Source organism: Streptococcus sp. HMSC078H12 (genome assembly GCF_001814615.1).
GTDB classification, from domain to species: domain Bacteria; phylum Bacillota; class Bacilli; order Lactobacillales; family Streptococcaceae; genus Streptococcus; species Streptococcus salivarius_F.
In genome coordinates this window covers 110,395-130,297 of record NZ_KV817326.1, presented here as the reverse complement: position 1 = coordinate 130,297, position 19,903 = coordinate 110,395, and the positions used below count along the sequence as shown (strand labels likewise).

Below are 19,903 nucleotides of genomic sequence, written 5' to 3'. Positions count from 1 at the left end.
TGGTTTTACCCACTACAGAAATTATAGAGCCAATAAAAATAAATCCTTCAGAGCCTAGCTCTGGAGGATTTTTTAGGTTCAGCTTGACAGGAAATAGTAGTTTTGTTAATGTTGTTAACAAAAAGAGGGACACTATGAATAAGAAAGAACTGCATAAGTTTAATAATCGTTTTAATAGTTTTGTTTTAGCCTTTGAACAGTTGAAAAAAGATCAACATCGGAACAGTATTGATAAATCAATCACTATTAATGAAGTCCATTTGATTGACCTAATAGGTCGGAATCAGCCTGTGAATTTAGTGACATTATCTGAGTTACTTGAAGTCTCTAGGAGTGCCATTACTCAGAGTGTTAGACGTTTAACCAAGAAAGACCTTGTTTCTTTTGAATTTGCACCGGATAATGAAAAAAATAAATATCTGATATTATCCCAAAAAGGGGTTGACGTTTTTAACATTCATAAAGAGCAGCAAGAACATATTGAGACAGCCATTTTTTCAGTTTTAAAAAACTATAGTGATGAGGACCTTCAAATGGTTATGAAACTGATGGATGATGTTGAAAAGGTATGGCAAGAATTACCGTGGTAAAAATCACGGTAATTTAAAAACTATATTGTTAATCACATTAACAAAAAGGGGAAGATATGAATATAAAAATTGAACTGATCTCAGAGTCTGATTTAGCAGACGAATCTTTTAATATTGTCATCGATGGCTTAAAACCAAGAGAAATCTATCGAGTCGAAATGTTTCTATCCGATTATTATTGTATCAATGCTCCCATGCTTTTAGCTCATGATGTTTTATGGAAATCAACAGCGACTTTTGTATCAGATAAGAATGGTATTATTGATATTTCACAAACTCCATCTTGTTCTGGCTCTTATGAAGACATTGCAACAATGGGGTTATTCTTTAATGCCAAACCTTTGACCAATAGGAAAAAGAAACTTCCAAACTCTCTTTCTAAAATTCCCTTATTAGATTACTTTTTTGTGGAAATCAAAATTATACAAGGTAATACTATCGTCGCAGAGAGAACTTTCACAAGACATTACATGAGTTCGCAAATTAGTCATCAAGATATTTACGGGAAACATTTTCAAGGGAGACTCTTTTATGATAAAAAGGCAATAAAAGCACCAGCATTGATTATTGTGAGCGGTAGTGAAGGAAGGATTGAAAAGTCACAGAATATAGCGCAGCTTTTATCTTCTAGAGGTTATATTTGTCTAGCAGTTGCCTACTTTGGTTTAGAGGGGTTGCCGAAACATTTGAAACGTATTCCTTTAGAGTGCCTTGTGGAGGCAAAAGATCATCTACGTCAGCATCCGCAAGTAGATAGTGAAAGAATTGGACTCTATGGGCGGTCTAAGGGAGCAGAGTTAGTTTTAGCTGAGGAGAGCATTTTTAATGACGTTCAATGTTTGGTACTAAATTCACCCTCTGATGTGGTATATGAAGGGATAGAAGGGAAATGGAACTCTCATACTTCTTCTTGGACGTATTTGCAAAAAGAACTTCCTTATCAAAAGTTTCGACTTAGAGATTATCTGTTCAGCAAACTTTTAAAAAAGTCCTTCCCTAAAGATTGCTCTGCTAGGATAGATATTGGTCAAATGCATTCACCAATCTTATTGCTCGGAAGTACTGTTGATGAAATATGGGATGCCTCGTCAGCAATTGATGATATTGTTTCACATTATAAAGGACACCACATTACATTTAAAAAATACCATGAAACAGGTCACATGTTGACAGTCGCTTATCAACCCAATCATCGCTATCGAAAAGATTGGCGTTTACTGATGAAAGAGAGCAAGGATTCTTGGTTGGCTACGATTCATTTTTTTGATAGGCATTTGAAGAAGCGATGCTACAAATCCTATGGAAAGGATATAAAAAAGTAATTCATTCCCCCTTTTGATGGGTTCTTATAGTGAGAGATTTTGTTCTGTTTTATCGGCAATTAAAATTGAAAGTCAGTTTGTCTTTTTTTATTGGGGGAATTGATTTTTATGAAAAATACTGTTAATCTCTTCCATCCCTCCACTTAGACTCTCATTTTAACCACTTATCCCCAAAAGCCGTTTTTTAAACGGCTTTTTTGTTAGACTGGTTTTATCAAAAGGAGAGAAAAAATGATTTTACAAGCTAAAAACATCAGTAAACGATATGGAAATCATCTAGCCGTAAACAATATTCACTTACAGTTTGAAAAGGGAACGTTTAATGCGATTCTAGGACCAAATGGGGCGGGGAAATCAACGACAATTTCCATGTTGATTGGTTTGAAACAACCAACGCAAGGTGAAATCATCTATGAACCAGGGACTAAAATTGGTGTGGTCTTCCAAACCAGTGTTTTAGATGAGATGCTGACGGTTAGGGAAAATCTGACCATTCGTGCTAGACAGTACAAAGACCTAAAACCAAATCGTGTGTCTGATCTTATTGATCGGCTAGGTCTATCAGCTTTCCAAAAGCAGAAATACGGGACGCTTTCAGGTGGCCAAAAGCGTCGGGTTGACATTGCACGTGCTTTGCTCTCACAACCAGATATTCTGTTCTTAGATGAGCCAACGACAGGTTTGGATATCCAAACTCGGAAGTCTATTTGGGATTTGCTCTATCAATTGCAGAGAGAAGAGGGGATGACTGTTGTACTGACCACGCATTATCTTGACGAAGCGGATGAAGCTGATCTGATTTATATTGTGGACCATGGGAAAGTGATTGCTCAGGGATCGGCATTAGATATTAAGAGTCGGTATGCAAAAAATATCTTGAAAATTCGTTTCAAGGAGATAGAGCAGATAGAAAGTCTTAAAACTTCGGGAATGTCAGTAGAACAACAAAGTCAATTGGAGTATGTTTTTCAACCCGAGAGTGAAAGGGAAGCCATTGATTATCTGGCACAAGTTAGAGATAGAATAGCCCATTTTGAGTTTCGTCCAGGGACCATGGATGATGCCTTTATTGCACTTACAGGAAGGGAGGTTCGCTAATGCTAGCCTTACTAAAGCGAAATTTTCTATTGTACTTCAGGAATCGTTCAGGAGTTTTCTTCTCTCTGTTGGGGGCCTTGATTTCCTTTGTTCTCTATATTATTTTTCTTCAAAAAAATCTAACAGATGCTTGGGCTCAGCTCCCCAATAGTGGTCCTTTGTTAAATAATTGGTTGATGAGCGGGACGCTGGCTGTGACAGGGATAACGACGAGTCTGGCTGCCCTGACTCAGTTGGTAAAGGACCGTGAACATCAAGTAGATCAGGATCTTTATTTATCGAATCATGGGAAATGGCGGTTACCATTTTCGTATCTAGCGAGTGCAATCATCATTTCTTTTGCCATGCAGGTCCTTATGTATGTGCTGATGTGTAGCTATTTTAGAGAAGTGCCAAAATTATACATACTACCCGAACTTCTCCTAATTATGATGCTTAGTAGCCTGCTTTCTAGCTTAGTGAATGCCATTTTTGTTTACTTTTTCCAATCCGTAGACAGTCTTGGAAAGTTTGCGACCATAGTGGGGACAGCTTCTGGTTTTTTGGTAGGAACTTATGTACCTTTGGGCGTTTTACCTGATTTTGCACAACTACTAATGAAATGTACCCCAGCAACTTATATTGCTGCACTTTATCGACAAGTCCTCATGAAAGAAACATTAAGTGAGACCTTTAAAGGTCAAGATAACCTTCTTCAAGAGTTTCGAGAAAAAATGGGCGTTCAGCTCAAGTGGCAAGCTTTGTTGACAAAGGAAAATACTTACCTTATAGTGTTAGGAGGTATTCTTCTAGCAAGTATTCTTTGGATTATTTTAGTGAAAAGAACTAGTCAGAAAAAATAAGTGAGAGTTGGAATAGGAATGAAACTTCGTTTTGAAGAAAAATCGGATATTTCGGCAAAGGATCCCTGTGTGGTCATCCAAGCAGAGCGATTGTCTGATCAAGCACGAGAGGTAATGGATTATCTCGAACAATTTTCAGTTGTAAATCAAGTGGTGATTCCTATTAAAACGGATGATCATTTGGTTATGGTAAAAATTGATGACATTATCCTAGCTGAGATTGATAAGAATGTGTTGACGATTTATACTGTAAACAATACCTATACGATGAGAGAGACACTGACAAACTTTCAGCATCGCATCAATCGTCGAAGTTTTTTACAGATATCACGTCATGCTGTTATGAATATAGATCATTTGGAATCCCTATCGGATAGTTTTTCTGGCAATATGATGGCTAAAATGACAGGTGGAGTGAAGTCCAGTGTCAGCCGAAAATATGTCAAATCCTTGATGGATTATTTAGGGGTCTAGGAGGAATCAATGAAACGTTTAATTGCTTATTTTGTATCCGGCGTGAGAACGGGATCGTTCTTTTATCTTGCACTCCTTTTACTTGGTCAATTATTTCCCCAGCTTATCTATCCTAAAGTTAGTGTAGGAAATATTTTAGCCCTCTTTATGATGAGTGGCTTAATGGGAATGCTCTCGTGGATTTTGGAAGAGCTTGACCGCATGTCGTATAGGCTTAGAGTAATCTTGCATTTCTTGTTGACGGCGATTGTACTTACAGTGACTTGCCTGATATCAGGCTGGTATGAGGCTTTAACGAACCCTGCTATTTGGATTGTTTTCATTTCCGTTTATAGTATTATCTGGCTATATCTCATTTGGCAAATGCATATGAGAACACAGCGTATTAATCAAGCTTTACTGCATCGTCGAAGCCAGAAAAAGAAAGAAAAGTAATAAATTATAGTAAACTTCAAAAAAATACTCTTTTTCCTCTTGACCCTCACGCCACGTCATAGCCTATACTCTTAATCAGAGAGGAGTTCTAATGAAATCTGTAAAAGAAGTGAGCCAACTATCAGGTGTCAGTGTGCGCACCCTTCATTATTATGACGAAATTGATTTGCTGAAACCGTCAGTTGTGGCTGAAAATGGTTACCGTTACTATAATCGCGATGCGGTTGTCCGTTTGCAAGAAATATTGCTTTACCGTGAGTTAGACTTTCCTCTCAAAAAAATTAAGGAAATCGTAGGTCAACCAGGTTATGACAAAGTTCAGGCGCTTAGGGATCAGATTAAGCTCTTGGAGCTGAAAAAGTCCCGATTGGAAGCCGTCATAGCCCATGCCAAGGCCTTACAAATGGAGGAAGAAGAAATGTCATTTGAAGCATTTGATCAAAAAGCTGTAGAAGCCTTTCAGGAAGAAGCTCAGGCTAGATGGGGTCAGACAGAAGCTTATCAAGCTTTTGCGGCTAAGGGAGAGGAGTCCTTCCCTGAAGTTACAAAGGAGATGACCGCAATCATGTATACCTTTGGACAGCTCAAGGAGTATAATCCTGGTGATGATAGTATTCAGGAGCAAGTAAAGGCGTTACAAGATTATATTAGTCAGCATTTTTATCCATGTGACCAGACGGTATTAGCTGGTTTAGGTAAGATGTATCAAACAGATAATCGCTTCTCTAACTTTATTGATAAAGTCGGAGGAGCAGGGACTGCCGCCTTTCTCGCAAAAGCTATTCGTATTTATTGTCAATAAATTAAAGCCAAAGTCTTAGAGACTTTGGCTTTTTTCATGCCATAGTGACATTTATGTCACTATTTTTATAATCATTTAATGTTTATAATTAATGTATCGTTTTAGAAGGTGATTAGTTAAGTGTTTCTGCTATTTTGCTTGAAATTTTCTTGCAGATAATCAGATATAAACCAATCAAATTCTAATCTAAATCAAATTTACGGAGGAAATCATGTCCATTTTAACCATCGACCACATCTCAAAGTACTATAATCTCGACGGTACGAACCAAGAGCGCGCTTTGAATGATGTTACGCTTGAGATTGCACCAGGAAAGATCACTGCTATCTACGGTCCATCTGGCTGTGGTAAGACCAGTCTGCTTAGTATTATTAGTGGCTTGGATAGTCAGTATCAAGGAAATCTTTATTTCAAAAATCAAAACATGCGAGATTTTTCGGAGCGTGACTTGACTTATTTTAGAAAGGCTCACATTGGCTTCGTCTTTCAAAATTTCAATCTTATCCCTCATCAATCAGTCCTTGAAAATGTCAAGATGCCTCTTTACGTTAAAAATATGACTGATAAAGAGATGGCCGAGATTGCGGAAAGGAAGCTCAGCCGTCTTGGAATCGGAGACTTTATCACGAAAAATGTTAAGCAGCTTTCTGGTGGGCAAAAACAACGTGTAGCCATTGCTCGTGCCCTGGTCAACAATCCAGAAATGATTGTGGCTGATGAACCGACAGGTTCTCTTGATTCTCAGTCTCAGGAAAATGTTCTCGAAATTTTTAAAGAGCTAGCCGAGGCAGGTAAAACTGTGATTATCGTAACCCATAACCCTGAAGTAGCGGATTATGCGGATGTTGTCATTAAAATGAAGGATGGTGAAGTCGTTGAAACAATCGAAAAATAAGGGGTTGACCCTCAAGAACAAACTCAAATTGTCATTGAACAACTTTATGGAACGTAAGTGGCGTAATCTTTTGATTGCGACGGCAACTTCCATTGGTTTTATCGGTGTCTTGATTTCCTTTGGTTTGGGAAATGCTATTGTTGGTATGATTAATGACAGTACCGATGGTGGCAACATTCCATCCCAAATTCAGATCAGTCTTAGTGCTAAATCAGCAGCCAGAGGGGTTCTAAATGCGGATGACGAGAAGTTTATTCGTAGCCAGATTAAGAGTGATGACATTAAGTATTTGGAGAGTCCCTTTGGAATGAACATGGCAAGTCTTACCCTTGATGGCAAGACCATGGATTTCAGCAAGGACCTTCCTAACTATTCTCAGGTTATCAGTCTCTACAAGAACACAAAAATCTCTACATCTCGCAATGATAAGGATAAAATTTCAGCTGGGAAACCCTTTAAATCTGAAGATGAAAAGGGCTTAACCCTTCCGATGAGTTTTGTCAAACGCTACAACCAAGAAACAGGGAAGAAGCTCAAGGCTAAAGACTTTATCGGTAAAGAAATTTCAGCTCAGATTGTTGAAAATACTGCTGAGGGAACTAAAGTAGCGGATATCAAGACTAAGATTGTCCGTATTGTTGATGACAGCGAGGATGCTGAAGAGAGCAATAGCTATATGCCAGCTAAACAATTGGAAGAATTGCTCAAAGAAAATGGCTTTACCAAAACAGTCTCTTACATGCTTTTGGAGCTCAAGGATCCAGCCAAGACTAAGGAAGTCACTAAAAAGTTACAGAAAAACAAGAAGTATCTGGTTCTTTCACAGCAGGCCATCCTAGATGTCATTATTAAATTCATCCGTGTGATCCAAGCACTCTTGATTATCCTTTCGTCACAAGCTATCCTAGTTTCAGCTGTCATGATTGGAATTATCATCTATATTAACATCATGCAACGCTCGAAAGAGATTGGTGTTATGAAGGCTGTCGGTTACCTTAATCGTGACGTGAAAGCTATCTTTGTTTATGAGGCCCTATGGATTACGGGTATCTCACTAGCTCTTGCCCTCCTTGTATCGCAGGGTATTGGAAGCTTGGTCAACATGATTGTTTCACATCTCTACCCAAGTGTCAGCAAGGTGTTTGACCTAAATCTGACCTCAATTCTCATCATGTTTGGCTTATCACTCTTGATGGGCTATGTGTCAGCCTACCTTCCAGCCCGTAAAATCAGTAAAATGGACCCTGTCGAGTCCCTAAGATATGAATAGAAATAAAGAGTAGTCTCCTCGGGCTACTCTTTTTTGTCAAAATAAGCATTAGAAAATTCGGAAAATCCAAACAATAATTAACTTTCTGAAAAGTGGAGACAATTGCTCAAAAATGCTATAATAGTCAGCATATACAGGCTATTAATAACAAAAAAAGAAGTACCTATTCGATAGGAGGAATTCCATGTATAAAGATGACAGTTTAACCTTGCACACTGACTTGTATCAAATCAATATGATGCAGGTTTACTTTAACCAAGGTATTCACAATAAAAAGGCCGTTTTCGAAGTTTATTTCCGTCAACTTCCGTTTAAAAATGGCTTTGCTGTATTCGCAGGTCTGGAGCGTATTGTCAACTATCTTGAAAATCTGACCTTCTCAGAAACTGATATTGCTTATCTAAAAGATTTAGGTTATCCTGAGGATTTTCTGGACTATCTAGCCAACCTAAAACTCGAGTTGACTATCAATTCAGCACTTGAGGGTGATTTGGTATTTGCTAATGAACCGATTTTCCAAGTGGAAGGTCCCTTGGCTCAGTGTCAGCTAGTAGAGACTGCCTTGCTAAATATCCTCAATTACCAGATTCTGATTGCTACTAAGGCAGCTCGTATTCGTTCTGTCATTGAGGATGCTCCTCTGTTGGAATTTGGGACACGTCGTGCACAAGAGATGGATGCAGCAATCTGGGGAACGCGTGCAGCCGTGATTGGTGGTGCTGATGCAACGTCAAATGTACGTGCCGGCAAGATTTTTGGCATCCCAGTTTCTGGTACACATGCCCATGCTCTTGTTCAAGCCTATGGCAATGATTATGACGCTTTTAAAGCCTATGCATCTACTCATAAGGACTGTGTATTCCTTGTAGATACCTATGACACCCTTAAGATTGGTGTACCTAATGCTATCCGTGTCGCTAAAGAGCTAGGTGATAAGATTAATTTCTTGGGTGTTCGTCTTGATTCAGGTGACTTGGCTTATCTATCGAAGCAGGTCCGTAAGCAACTGGATGCAGCTGGTTTCCCTGATGCCAAGATTTACGCTTCAAACGACCTTGATGAAAATACTATCCTTAACTTGAAGATGCAGAAGGCTAAGATTGATGTTTGGGGAGTAGGTACTAAGCTTATCACTGCCTATGACCAACCAGCCTTGGGTGCTGTTTACAAGATTGTTTCAATCGAGGATGATCAGGGAGTCATGCATGATACTATCAAGTTGTCCAATAATGCTGAGAAGGTTTCGACACCAGGTAAGAAGCAAGTTTGGCGTATTACGAGTCGTGCTAAGGGCAAATCAGAAGGTGACTATATCACTTTCGCAGATACGGATGTTAATGCTTTAGATGAAATTAATATGTTCCACCCAACATATACCTACATCAATAAGACTGTTCGTGATTTTGATGCAGTACCACTCTTGGTCCCAATCTACGACAAGGGGCAACTGATCTATGACTTACCAAGTCTTGATGAAATCAAGGCTTATGCGACTAAAGAATTGGACGAACTTTGGAATGAGTACAAGCGCGTGCTTAACCCTCAAGATTATCCAGTTGACTTGGCTAAAGATGTCTGGGATAACAAGATGACCTTGATTGATAATGTCCGTAAGAAAGCCCATGACTTGTCAGAGTAAAAGGAGAAATTATGACTTTGCAAGAAACTATTATTGCTCAACTAGGCGTTAAACCTAGCATTGATCCAAAGGAAGAGATTCGAAAATCCGTTGATTTTTTGAAGGCCTACATGCTTAAACATCCATTCCTTAAAACATATGTTTTGGGGATTTCAGGAGGTCAAGATTCTACATTGGCTGGTCGTCTGGCACAACTTACGATTGAAGAGCTCCGTGCAGAGACAGGAAAAGACTATCAGTTTATTGCCATTCGTTTACCATATGGTGTCCAAGCAGATGAAGATGATGCCCAACGTGCTCTTGCTTTTATCAAGCCAGATGTGAGTCTTACTGTTAATATCAAAGAAGCTGTAGATGGTCAGGTTGCTGAACTTGCCAAGGCAGGTGTCACCGTTTCGGACTTCAACAAGGGAAATATCAAGGCCCGTCAACGTATGATAACCCAATATGCGGTTGCTGGTGAAAATAGTGGGGCAGTTATCGGGACCGACCACGCCGCTGAAAACCTTACAGGCTTCTTCACAAAATTTGGTGATGGTGGTGCAGATATCTTGCCACTCTTTCGTCTAAACAAACGTCAAGGTGCAGCCCTTCTTGCAGAACTTGGTGCGGACAAGGCCCTATATGAAAAAGTGCCAACAGCTGACTTGGAAGAGGACAAGCCAGGAATCGCTGATGAAGTGGCACTTGGAGTGACCTATCGTGAAATTGATGACTACCTTGAAGGCAAGGAAGTCTCAGCCAAAGCTCAGGAAACGATTGAGTCTTGGTGGCGTAAAGGTCAACACAAACGTCACCTACCAATCACTATTTTTGATGATTTTTGGAAATAAGAGGAAAAATGAGTTATGATCAAAGCTTATATTGATTTTTGGAAGCGTGCCTTTGACTTTAGAGGCCGTTCGACTCGTTCAGACTATTGGTGGTTTTTCTTAGCTAATATCATCGTTTATGGTATTCTTGTAGTGGTTTTTGTTTTTGTCCCTTTATTCATTGATGCGGCTAATGACCCAGCTATATTAAATAATTCAGCTGAACTGCGGAAAATGTTTTTAACGTTTAGTTGGCCATTAACGATTTTTGATTGGATTATACGAATCCCACGATTATCCCTTCAATTTCGCCGTTTACGAGATGCAGGCTTTCATCCAGCTTGGGGACTTCTAAGTTGTTTGGATCTGGTACGAAACTTGGCTTTCTTCTCATTGATTGGAAGCATTGTCCTCCTTATCATGTCGTGTCAACCAACGAAACCAGCACCTGAAACGCAGTTTGATAAAGTTGAATAAGATTGTCGTAACTCTAGGTCAAACCTAGGGTTATTTTTAAATTGAATTTTCAGAAATTAGTGATAAAATAGAGAGGAATAAGGCTTAAAAGGAGGAATCTTATGACTTCACTATCAACAGATTTCACAGATAAACTATTTGCAGACTATGAGGCCAATGCCAAATACAGTGCTATCGAAAATGCTGTAACTCACAATGGCTTGCTCAAATCCATCGAAACACGTCAATCAGAAGTTGAAAATGACCATGTTTTCTCAATCGATTTGACTAAAGATGAGGTGTCTAACCAAAAAGCTTCAGGACGTTGCTGGATGTTTGCGGCACTAAATACTTTCCGTCATAAATTAATCACAGACTTTAAATTGGAAAGTTTTGAGCTTTCTCAAGCCCACACCTTCTTCTGGGACAAGTATGAAAAATCAAACTGGTTCTTGGAGCAAATCATTGCTACGGCAGATCAAGAGATTGGCAGTCGTAAGGTTAAATTCCTTTTGGATACCCCACAACAAGATGGTGGACAATGGGATATGGTCGTATCACTTTTTGAAAAATATGGTGTTGTGCCAAAATCAGTTTATCCAGAATCTGTAGCTTCAAGCAATAGTCGTGAGCTTAATCAATACCTCAATAAGCTTCTTCGTCAAGATGCTCAAATCTTGCGTGATTTGATTGCTGGTGGTGCTGATCAAGCTGCTGTTCAAGCTAAGAAGGAAGAGCTTCTTCAAGAAATCTTCAACTATCTTGCCATGACTCTTGGCTTACCACCACGTCAGTTTGATTTTGCCTACCGAGATAAAGATGACAACTACCAATCTGAGAAAAATATCACACCACAAGCTTTCTTTGAAAAATATGTGGGTCTTAAACTCAGTGATTATGTGTCAGTTATCAACGCTCCAACAGCTGATAAACCTTACGGAAAATCTTATACTGTTGAGATGTTGGGTAATGTTGTAGGTGCGCCAAGTGTGCGTTATATTAACCTCCCAATGGATCGTTTCAAAGAGCTTGCCATTGCACAGATGAAGGCTGGAGAGACTGTTTGGTTTGGTTCAGATGTTGGTCAAGTTTCAGACCGCCAAAAAGGTATTCTTGCAACTAATGTTTACGATTTTACAGCTAGCATGGATATTAACTTGACTCAAGACAAGGCAGGACGTTTGGACTACAGTGAATCTCTCATGACTCACGCCATGGTTTTGACTGGGGTTGATTTGGATACCGATGGCAAACCTGATAAATGGAAGGTTGAAAACTCTTGGGGAGACAAGGTCGGACAAAAAGGTTACTTTGTCGCTTCTGATGCCTGGATGGATGAATACACTTATCAAATCGTTGTTCGTAAAGACTTCCTCACAGCTGAAGAATTAGCAGCCTATGAAGCAGAGCCACAAGTACTTGCTCCTTGGGATCCAATGGGAGCCCTTGCTTCAAAATAAGATAATATATGAAACCACTGGAAAATGATGCCAGTGGTTTTTCATAACTTCTTTAAAATTTATCGGTAAAAAAAAGAGTTATCCATTCGGATAACCCTTTTTATTTCTTATTCTTCTGCTGTAGCAGTGTTTGAATTTGAATGTTCAGAGCCATTAGAGGCCGATGTCGATGGATTTGTTGAAGCATCAGGACCGTACTGTTGACTATCTTGTGAACTTGATGAGTCACTGCTTTGGCTTGAGTCTAAACTTGATGATGAGCTAGATGTTCCAAGTGATCCTGTGTAAACATTTGATGTTGAAGAACCAGTAAGGAAGACATAGCTACCATTATTATAAACACCGCTAGGCATATCGAAATCTTCAGAACCCGCACCATACATCTGGTTAAGGTAGCTACTTGTTACACCATAGATTTGTTTAGCGATATCAAGGTCTGAACCATAAAGTGGTGTTTTACGGTTCTTGTAACCTGTCCAAATCGCCATTGCATACTTAGTATTGTAACCAACGAAAGTTTCATCCGGAACCATAAGGTCAGCATAGACACCACTTTCTTTTTGTACTTTATAGTACTCATCGTCACCGTAGTTAGATGTACCAGTCTTACCAGCATTGATTGTACCAGGAACATAAGCTTCAGTTGCTGTACCACCTGTCAATACTTGTTTCAACATACTTGACATCATGTAGGCTGTTTGTGGTGACATAGCTTCGACACCTTTAGAATCAAATGATTTAGTTGAACCGTCTTCAAACTTGATTGATTTAATGTAAGAAGGTTTATAGTAAGTACCACCATTTGCAAAGGCTGCATAAGCTGCTGCCATCTTCTCACTTGATGCACCATACTTAGAATCTGATGATGATGTTGAAGATGAGATGGCATTTGAGTAGTACATTTCTGGATACTCGATACCCAAATCTTTCAAGAAGGATTGAGCATATTCCAAACCAGCAGCTTGAAGAGCTTTAACGGCTGTAACGTTACGTGATTGTTGAAGCGCATAAGTCAATGAAATGCTTCCGTAATACTTACGGTCCCAGTTGTAAACTGGTGTTGAAGAACCTGGGAAATTGTAAGGATTATCGTAAACAGTCGTACCAGTGTTTGTATAAACACCTTTTTCAATAGCAGGAGCATAGTCAGTGATTGGTTTCATTGTAGAACCCCAGTCACGGTCTGTTTGAACAGCTTGGTTGGTACCAAGTGCAACGTTTTCGTCTTGGTGACGTGATCCCAATTGGGCAACGACACGACCATTAGTAACATCAATAATAGTAGAAGCAACTTGGAGACTATCGTTTGGATAGTATACATAGTCGTTAGTATTATAGACGTTCCAGATATATTTTTGAATATCTGGATTAAGGTTAGTGTAGACGTCGAGACCTGCTGAGTAGATATCAGCATTGGCATCAGTAGATACTTGTTCAATAACTTGTTTAATGTAGTTATCTAAGTATGGCTCATAGCTAGCTTTCTTCGTAAGTGGAAGAAGGCCATCTGATACATCAGTTGCTTTAGCTTGCTCGTACTCTTCTTTGGAAATGTTTTTGTCTTCATACATTTCACTAAGAACAGTATTACGACGCTCTTTGGCAGCATCTGGATTAGCATAAGGGTCATATTGTGTTGGTGCTTGTGGAATACCAGCAAGAAGAGCTGCTTGGGCAACAGAGAGGTCGCTCAAGTCCTTACCAAAGTAAGATTTAGCTGCAGTCTTCATACCGTAGTAACCATTACCCATATAAACCTTATTAATATAGAAGGTCAAGATTTCTTGTTTAGTAAATTGACGCTCCATTTGGAGTGACAACCAGATTTCTTGCGACTTACGTTTAAGGGTTTGGTCAGAAGTGTTAGTTGAGAAGTAAGCCAACTTAATCAACTGTTGGTCGAGTGTAGACCCCCCTTGGGTGCTGCTACGACGAAGGTTGTTAACAGCTGCCCCCATGATACGGTAGACGTCAATCCCACGGTGTGTGAAGAAACGTTTATCCTCGATAGAGGTGATGGCATTAACTAGAGTTGTTGGAATTTCATCTGTTGATGCACTCTCACGCTTCTCAGCTCCCAAGTCGGCAATAAGACTACCGTTAGCGTCGTAAATCTTACTTGAGTTTGTTGATTGCAGTTTGTTCTCGGTAAGTTTAGGGACACTGCTAACATAGTAGGCAAAGAGGCTACCACCAGCGATGACACAGACTACAAAGAAAGTGAGCAGTCCAATAAATCCGTATTTTGCAATACGCCAGCCCAAACTTTGGTCTGAAGCGGCAGAGCGTTTTCCTTTGCTATAGCGAGAAGAATCTGAACGCTTGACCTTGATGTTTTTAGCACGTTTAGTCAAACCGTTAAGTGATTCTTTAAAGTTGCTGAAATTAAATTTAGCCATTATGTGTTACCACCTAATAATTTTTCAATGATTTCTAAATAAGGAACTTGAGGATAAGCTGCTTCTGCAATTGCATAGCCTCTTTTTTTGATATAATCAAGAGGCATTGATTTCGTCCCTTTATCAATTTGATAAAAAGCGATTAAGTCTTTGGCAGGCAGAAGGTAGGTTTCCTTAAGCGTCGAGAAGTGAAGTAGCACGAAGCAGATCCCATCTTGACTGATGACCTGAGACATGTGCTCAATTTGATGCGCATGAAAGTTTTTCATAGGCATGGATGTCTTTTGTCGTGTCTCTTTGGCTTCAAAATCAATGTAGTATCCTTTGTAAACACCAGAGTAGTCGGTAGTAGAGGCTTGTCTAAAGTAAGCTTCTACAATCTTTGCTCGTGAGCGTTTGGGATAATCGACTTTGACAATTTGAACAGGAGTGGGTTTTTTATGAATAACGGCTAAACCACGCGACAAATAGTAATCATTAGTCGCGTTAATAGCAGATTCAAAGCTCATCCCCCGATTGGCAAAGTCAACTCTATTTGATTTTTTAGGACGTACTTGTGCTATCTTACGAGATATCTGATGGGGATAGTTTACCATTTCTTTCCCTTCTTCTTTATAAGATATGCATAAAGACTATTTTATTATACCATAAAATGAACGAGGAAAACAATAAATGACATCACTACTGGTAACTGGTTATAAGAGCTTTGAACTTGGTATTTTTAAAGACAAGGACCCTAAAGTAACCATTATCAAGAAAGCAATCAAACGTGATTTTAAGCGTTTCTTGGATGACGGTGTGGATTGGATGATTTTTACCGGCAACCTCGGTTTTGAATTTTGGGCACTAGAGGTGGCCAAAGAACTTCAGAAAGACTATCCTTTGAAGTTAGCGACACTCTTTCCTTTTGAAACGCATGGTCAGAATTGGAATGAAGCGAATCAGACAAAACTAGCAGCCTTTAAGCAGGTTGATTTTGTCAAGTATAGCTTCCCCGCTTACCAATCTCCAGCACAGTTTAAACAATTTAATCAGTTTCTCATTGAGAATACAGATCAGGCTTATTTATTTTATGAACCTGAAAATGAAACAAATCTGAAATATTTTTACGGTATGATGATAGAAGCAAGGGATTATCCCGTATCTCGACTGACTTTTGATGACCTCAATGAGGTCATGTCGGAATAGGATATAATTGAGTTTTAAACTTGCATTTTTATCTTTTTTTCTGTATCATAAAAATATTAGACAGTAAAGTATTAGTAAGTTAGATAAGACAAGTATTGGAGAATAAAAATGGCTAAGATTAATTTAACGCCCAAGAAAATCTACGAACAAGAATTTAAAACAAGCATGCGTGGATACGATAAAAAAGAAGTTGATGAGTTTTTAGATGATGTAATCAAAGATTACGGTGTCTATATTGCTCTAGTTAAGGAATTGCAAGAAGAAAATGCAAAACTTAAGGCTAAAACTTCTTCAGCTCCTGCAAGTCGCCCAGCATACGCAAGCGCGACAAGTGAGCCATCACGTGCGAATGCCAATGTTGCTTCGGCTTCAAACTATGATATCTTAAAACGTATCAGTCGTTTGGAAAAAGAGGTCTTTGGAAAACAAATCGTCGAATAAAACTGGTTTGTGCAATTTTTGGATAATCGCATGGTTGCTAGTCTTCCATGAGGAAAGTCCATGCTAGCACTGGCTGTGATGCCAGTAGTGTTTGTGCTAGGTGAATTAATAAGCCTAGGGACTTGATTTTCAAGTTACGGCGAGTGAACTGGCTAAGTCTTCGGATAGGTTTTAGTAGCTCTGAAAGTGCCACAGTGACGGAGTTTTTAGGGAAACCTAAAAAGTGGAACGCGGTAAACCCCTCAAGCTAGCAACCCAAACTTTGGTAGGGGCATGGGATGGCTGGAAACGAACGGACCATCCTGACTGCTTTGCAGTAGACAGATGATTATCGAAGGAAGTGGTACCTAGTCACTTCTGGAACAAAACATGGCTTATAGAAAATTGCATATAGGTGAGGCTGGGACACATGTCTCAGCCTTCTTTTAGCAAGAATTCTCTCTTTTTTAACTATATAAAGGGACGTTGAGTAATAGGCCATAGGTTAAGAACGTTTGTACTCGTAACAATGAGATAAAAGGATGAAAATGAAAGAAACATTTACATTAGTAGCAACTGCTGCAGCAGGTCTTGAGGCTGTGGTTGGACGTGAATTGCGTGAGTTAGGTTATGACACTCAGGTTGAAAATGGTAAGGTGCGTTTCCAAGGCGATGTTCGTGCAATAGCTGAAACTAACCTTTGGTTGAGAGCAGCAGACCGTATCAAGATTGTAGTGGGAGAATTTCCAGCACGTACCTTTGAGGAACTCTTTCAGGGAGTTTTTGCCTTAGACTGGGAAAATTATCTTCCGCTAGGTGCAAAGTTCCCAATTTCTAAAGCTAAATGTGTGAAATCAAAGCTTCATAATGAGCCATCTGTTCAGGCGATTTCCAAAAAAGCTGTCGTTAAGAAATTGCAGAAGTATTTCCACCGTCCAGAAGGAGTGCCTCTTCAAGAAACAGGTGCAGAATTTAAGATTGAAGTCTCTATTTTAAAGGATAAGGCTACGGTTTTGATTGATACCACTGGTGCTAGTCTCTTTAAGCGTGGCTACCGTACGGATAAAGGTGGGGCACCTATTAAGGAAAATATGGCGGCTGCTATCCTTGAACTTAGTAATTGGTATCCGGATAAACCGTTGATTGACCCGACTTGTGGTTCAGGGACCTTCTGTATTGAGGCTGCAATGATTGGTATGAACATTGCGCCAGGATTTAATCGTGATTTTGCCTTTGAAGCATGGAATTGGGTGGATAAAGATTTAGTACAGTTGGTACGTGATGAAGCAGATAGCAAGGCAAACTATGATGTTGAGTTAGACATTATGGGTTGTGATATTGATGGCCGTATGGTTGAGATTGCAAAAGCCAATGCTCGTGAGGCAGGTCTTGAAGATGTTATTAAATTGAAACAAATGCGTTTACAGGACCTGAAAACAGATAAAATCAATGGTGTCATTATTTCAAACCCTCCTTATGGTGAGCGTTTGTTGGATGACAAGGCTGTGGATATCTTGTATAATGAAATGGGTCAAACTTTTGCGCCACTTAAAACTTGGAGCAAGTTTATCTTGACCAGCGATGAACAATTTGAAAGCAAATACGGTATGAAAGCCGATAAAAAACGTAAGCTTTATAACGGGACCCTCCGTGTTGATTTGTATCAATATTTTGGTGAGCGTGTTCGCCGTTCTGAGGCTAGAAAGGTAAATTAAACGTGTCAGAAGATAAAACACAAAATGGCTATGAAGGTAGCCAAGAGCTAGATTTCCAAGATGCCAAGGAAATGACAGTCGGTGAGGCTGTCCGCAAAGAAGCTGAGATTAATGCTGGTGTAACAGAAACAGATAGCATTTTGGATAAGTATATCAAGCAACACCGCGAAGAAGTTGCCTCACAAAAATTTTCAAAGAAAATTGAAGCTGATGGCGACACATCACCTTTGGATGCTTTTATTCAAAAGCAACGTCAGGAGTTTGCAGATTCAGGTTTGATTGGTCAATCAATGGCTAATGAGTCAATCAACTCAACAGCAGCTACTGAAGAAGTAACACCAGTCACATTTGGTTTTGGTGCTACAGATAACAAGGCTGATGAAACTCAATCTCATATTGACAAGCAGTTGCCAAATGCTCCTGTTGAACCTGAGGTTATTGCAGAACCAGAAAGTCAAAGTTCTGAAGTTATCATTACATCAACGAATGCTGATCGTTTCATCACGTCAGAAACAGAAAAATTTGACCTTGGTGATGCACTTGCAGATTCAGCTACTTCAACTAATCAGCCAACGCCAGCCTATAACGATGCATTGGTAGATAATATTGATGATAACAATCCTTTGATTGCTAACATCGATGATCCAGAACCACAAAATCCTGTTGTTGCCAATGTTGACGATACTGAGCCGCAAGCTTCAAAACCATTGTTGGATGATGTTGCTATCTCAGACACTATCGATTTGGCGGCTATTGCATCAACAGTGGCAGGCGTAACTGGAGCAAAAGCTGACGAAGAAGAGACAACACCAACAGTGTCTATGACAGTTAATCGCCCATCTGCAGAAGACAGAATCTCTTCAGAGTCTATTTCACCATCGCATAAGAGTGCCTTTGATGGTGACATTCCAGTTTACCGTCGTAAAGGTGTTGTTATCGGTGCTCTAGCAGTTCTTGCTTTAGCTATTATTGGTGGTAGCTATGCTCTTTATAAAGGAACACATAGCCAATCGGCAAAAACAACAAGCACAGCTTCTTCAGCAGTGACGTCATCATCAAGCAAGGACACGGCAGCTGCTGATAATAAGGCCTTCGAAGAAATGTATAAGAATTTCTTCACAGATGACGAGCAAACAAAACTCGCTAATGATCAATTTGGTAAGCTATCAGATTTGGAAAAACTGCTCAAGAAATTGGAGAAAACCAAGTATTATGATGCAGCTAAGAAAAAATATGATAACTTGAAGAAACAAATTGAAGCTGTACAAAAGATTAACAGTCAGTTTGAGTCAGATGCTCTTGTAGATGGTAGCTATAATGCCTCTATCGCTGTTAAATCAGATGCTAACTTTAATAATCTTCCAGAAAGCGTAACAACAACTGGGAATGCGAGTCTTGATAGCACTATCCAAGAAGCGATTAAGGGTGGTAAGACTCAGCTTGAAGAAAAAGCTAAGGCTGCGAGCGCAACATCTGCAGCGACAGCTGCTGATAGCGCCAATACTGCTAGTCCTGCTGCACCTTCAGGTGATAACACGTCTGGAGCAGCTTCTACTGGTGGTGGTGCGGCTACGTCAAATACATCTGGAGCGCAAAATGGAGCAGCTAACTCAGCAGGTTCAACAGGTTCAGCTGGTGCGACTGGAGGAACTACTGGTGGCTCAGCTGCAGCTTCAACAGTTGTAACACGCGGAATCACAAATTATAACCCATCAATCCTTCAACGTGACCGCTCACGTGTGCCTTATAATGCAAATGTAGTAGCAGATACAAGTAACCCAGCTTGGACTTGGGCTGATGGTGTTCTTGATAAGATCATAAATGAATCACACTCACGTGGTTACTTCTCAGGAGATAACTTCATCCTTGAGCCAGTTAACATCATCAATGGTAATGGTTACTACAACTTGTACCTTCCAGATGGAACTTACCTCTTCAGTATCAACTGTAAGACAGGTTACTATGTTGGTAATGGTTCAGGTCACTCAGATAAACTTGATTATTAATAATAATCTGCGACACTCCCTAGGGAGTGTTTTTTGTTTTATCTTGGTGAAGGCCTAGTTTATAAGGATTTTGTGCTATA

19 protein-coding genes and 1 other RNA gene are annotated in these 19,903 nt (G+C 39.6%); 18 read left to right on the top strand and 2 right to left on the bottom strand.

Annotated features, from left to right (window positions below):
- Positions 1-134: 134 nt before the first annotated feature.
- From HMPREF2979_RS06095 to pepC, 13 genes are all read left to right on the top strand, one after another.
- Positions 135-590 (top strand): MarR family winged helix-turn-helix transcriptional regulator, encoded by a 456-nt coding sequence (locus HMPREF2979_RS06095; protein ID WP_070655672.1) that lies wholly within the window; start codon positions 135-137, stop codon positions 588-590.
- A gap of 56 nt (positions 591-646) precedes the next feature.
- Positions 647-1,912 carry an acyl-CoA thioesterase/BAAT N-terminal domain-containing protein gene (locus HMPREF2979_RS10320; RefSeq protein WP_070655670.1) on the top strand — a complete coding sequence of 422 codons (1,266 nt, stop codon included), beginning with the start codon at positions 647-649 and terminating at the stop codon, positions 1,910-1,912.
- Between the two features lie 231 nt (positions 1,913-2,143).
- Complete coding sequence (locus tag HMPREF2979_RS06085; protein ID WP_070655668.1) at positions 2,144-3,010, top strand: ABC transporter ATP-binding protein; 867 nt, start codon at positions 2,144-2,146, stop codon at positions 3,008-3,010.
- Complete coding sequence (locus HMPREF2979_RS06080) at positions 3,010-3,852, top strand: ABC transporter permease (protein WP_070655666.1); 843 nt, start codon at positions 3,010-3,012, stop codon at positions 3,850-3,852. Before HMPREF2979_RS06085 ends, HMPREF2979_RS06080 begins: the two co-directional genes overlap by 1 nt.
- Positions 3,853-3,870: 18 nt before the next feature.
- Positions 3,871-4,326: a LytTR family DNA-binding domain-containing protein gene (locus HMPREF2979_RS06075; RefSeq protein ID WP_002886486.1), complete on the top strand. Its 456-nt coding sequence runs from the start codon at positions 3,871-3,873 to the stop codon at positions 4,324-4,326.
- Positions 4,327-4,335: 9 nt separating this feature from the next.
- Complete coding sequence (locus tag HMPREF2979_RS06070) at positions 4,336-4,761, top strand: DUF3021 domain-containing protein (RefSeq protein WP_070655664.1); 426 nt, start codon at positions 4,336-4,338, stop codon at positions 4,759-4,761.
- Between the two features lie 91 nt (positions 4,762-4,852).
- Positions 4,853-5,563 carry a MerR family transcriptional regulator gene (locus HMPREF2979_RS06065; protein WP_070655662.1) on the top strand — a complete coding sequence of 237 codons (711 nt, stop codon included), beginning with the start codon at positions 4,853-4,855 and terminating at the stop codon, positions 5,561-5,563.
- 211 nt (positions 5,564-5,774) lie between these two features.
- Positions 5,775-6,458, top strand: coding sequence for an ABC transporter ATP-binding protein (locus tag HMPREF2979_RS06060; RefSeq protein ID WP_070655660.1), 684 nt, complete (start codon positions 5,775-5,777; stop codon positions 6,456-6,458).
- Positions 6,427-7,728: an ABC transporter permease gene (locus HMPREF2979_RS06055; RefSeq protein ID WP_083312372.1), complete on the top strand. Its 1,302-nt coding sequence runs from the start codon at positions 6,427-6,429 to the stop codon at positions 7,726-7,728. The genes HMPREF2979_RS06060 and HMPREF2979_RS06055 overlap by 32 nt, the downstream gene beginning before the upstream one ends.
- Before the next feature lie 184 nt (positions 7,729-7,912).
- On the top strand, positions 7,913-9,367 hold the full coding sequence (locus tag HMPREF2979_RS06050) for a nicotinate phosphoribosyltransferase (protein WP_037597395.1): 1,455 nt from the start codon (positions 7,913-7,915) through the stop codon (positions 9,365-9,367).
- Between the two features lie 11 nt (positions 9,368-9,378).
- Positions 9,379-10,200, top strand: a complete 822-nt coding sequence (nadE, locus tag HMPREF2979_RS06045; protein WP_070655658.1) for an ammonia-dependent NAD(+) synthetase — start codon at positions 9,379-9,381, stop codon at positions 10,198-10,200.
- Between the two features lie 15 nt (positions 10,201-10,215).
- Positions 10,216-10,656, top strand: a complete 441-nt coding sequence (locus HMPREF2979_RS06040; RefSeq protein ID WP_070655656.1) for a DUF805 domain-containing protein — start codon at positions 10,216-10,218, stop codon at positions 10,654-10,656.
- A 101-nt stretch (positions 10,657-10,757) separates the two neighbouring features.
- A complete protein-coding gene (gene pepC / locus HMPREF2979_RS06035) occupies positions 10,758-12,095 on the top strand; it encodes an aminopeptidase C (protein WP_070655655.1) in 1,338 nt (445 codons plus the stop codon).
- Between the two features lie 107 nt (positions 12,096-12,202).
- Here the strand turns inward: pepC and pbp1a are convergent, their stop codons facing one another.
- Both pbp1a and recU read right to left on the bottom strand, forming a co-directional pair.
- Positions 12,203-14,494 (bottom strand): penicillin-binding protein PBP1A, encoded by a 2,292-nt coding sequence (gene pbp1a, locus HMPREF2979_RS06030; protein WP_070655653.1) that lies wholly within the window; start codon positions 14,492-14,494, stop codon positions 12,203-12,205.
- Positions 14,494-15,090, bottom strand: a complete 597-nt coding sequence (recU, locus tag HMPREF2979_RS06025; RefSeq protein ID WP_002886506.1) for a Holliday junction resolvase RecU — start codon at positions 15,088-15,090, stop codon at positions 14,494-14,496. The genes pbp1a and recU overlap by 1 nt, the downstream gene beginning before the upstream one ends.
- A 76-nt stretch (positions 15,091-15,166) precedes the next feature.
- Between recU and HMPREF2979_RS06020 the strand changes: the two genes are divergently transcribed.
- The 5 genes from HMPREF2979_RS06020 (at position 15,167) to HMPREF2979_RS06000 (ending at position 19,823) form a co-directional block, all read left to right on the top strand.
- On the top strand, positions 15,167-15,682 hold the full coding sequence (locus HMPREF2979_RS06020; protein WP_070655651.1) for an SLOG family protein: 516 nt from the start codon (positions 15,167-15,169) through the stop codon (positions 15,680-15,682).
- A gap of 108 nt (positions 15,683-15,790) precedes the next feature.
- A complete protein-coding gene (gpsB, locus tag HMPREF2979_RS06015; RefSeq protein ID WP_002883687.1) occupies positions 15,791-16,123 on the top strand; it encodes a cell division regulator GpsB in 333 nt (110 codons plus the stop codon).
- Positions 16,124-16,137: 14 nt separating this feature from the next.
- An RNA gene (gene rnpB / locus HMPREF2979_RS06010) (RNase P RNA component class B) lies at positions 16,138-16,505 on the top strand.
- A gap of 145 nt (positions 16,506-16,650) precedes the next feature.
- Positions 16,651-17,817: a THUMP domain-containing class I SAM-dependent RNA methyltransferase gene (locus tag HMPREF2979_RS06005; protein WP_070655701.1), complete on the top strand. Its 1,167-nt coding sequence runs from the start codon at positions 16,651-16,653 to the stop codon at positions 17,815-17,817.
- A gap of 2 nt (positions 17,818-17,819) precedes the next feature.
- Positions 17,820-19,823 (top strand): cell division site-positioning protein MapZ family protein, encoded by a 2,004-nt coding sequence (locus tag HMPREF2979_RS06000; RefSeq protein ID WP_070655649.1) that lies wholly within the window; start codon positions 17,820-17,822, stop codon positions 19,821-19,823.
- The last annotated feature ends 80 nt before the right edge of the window (positions 19,824-19,903 follow it).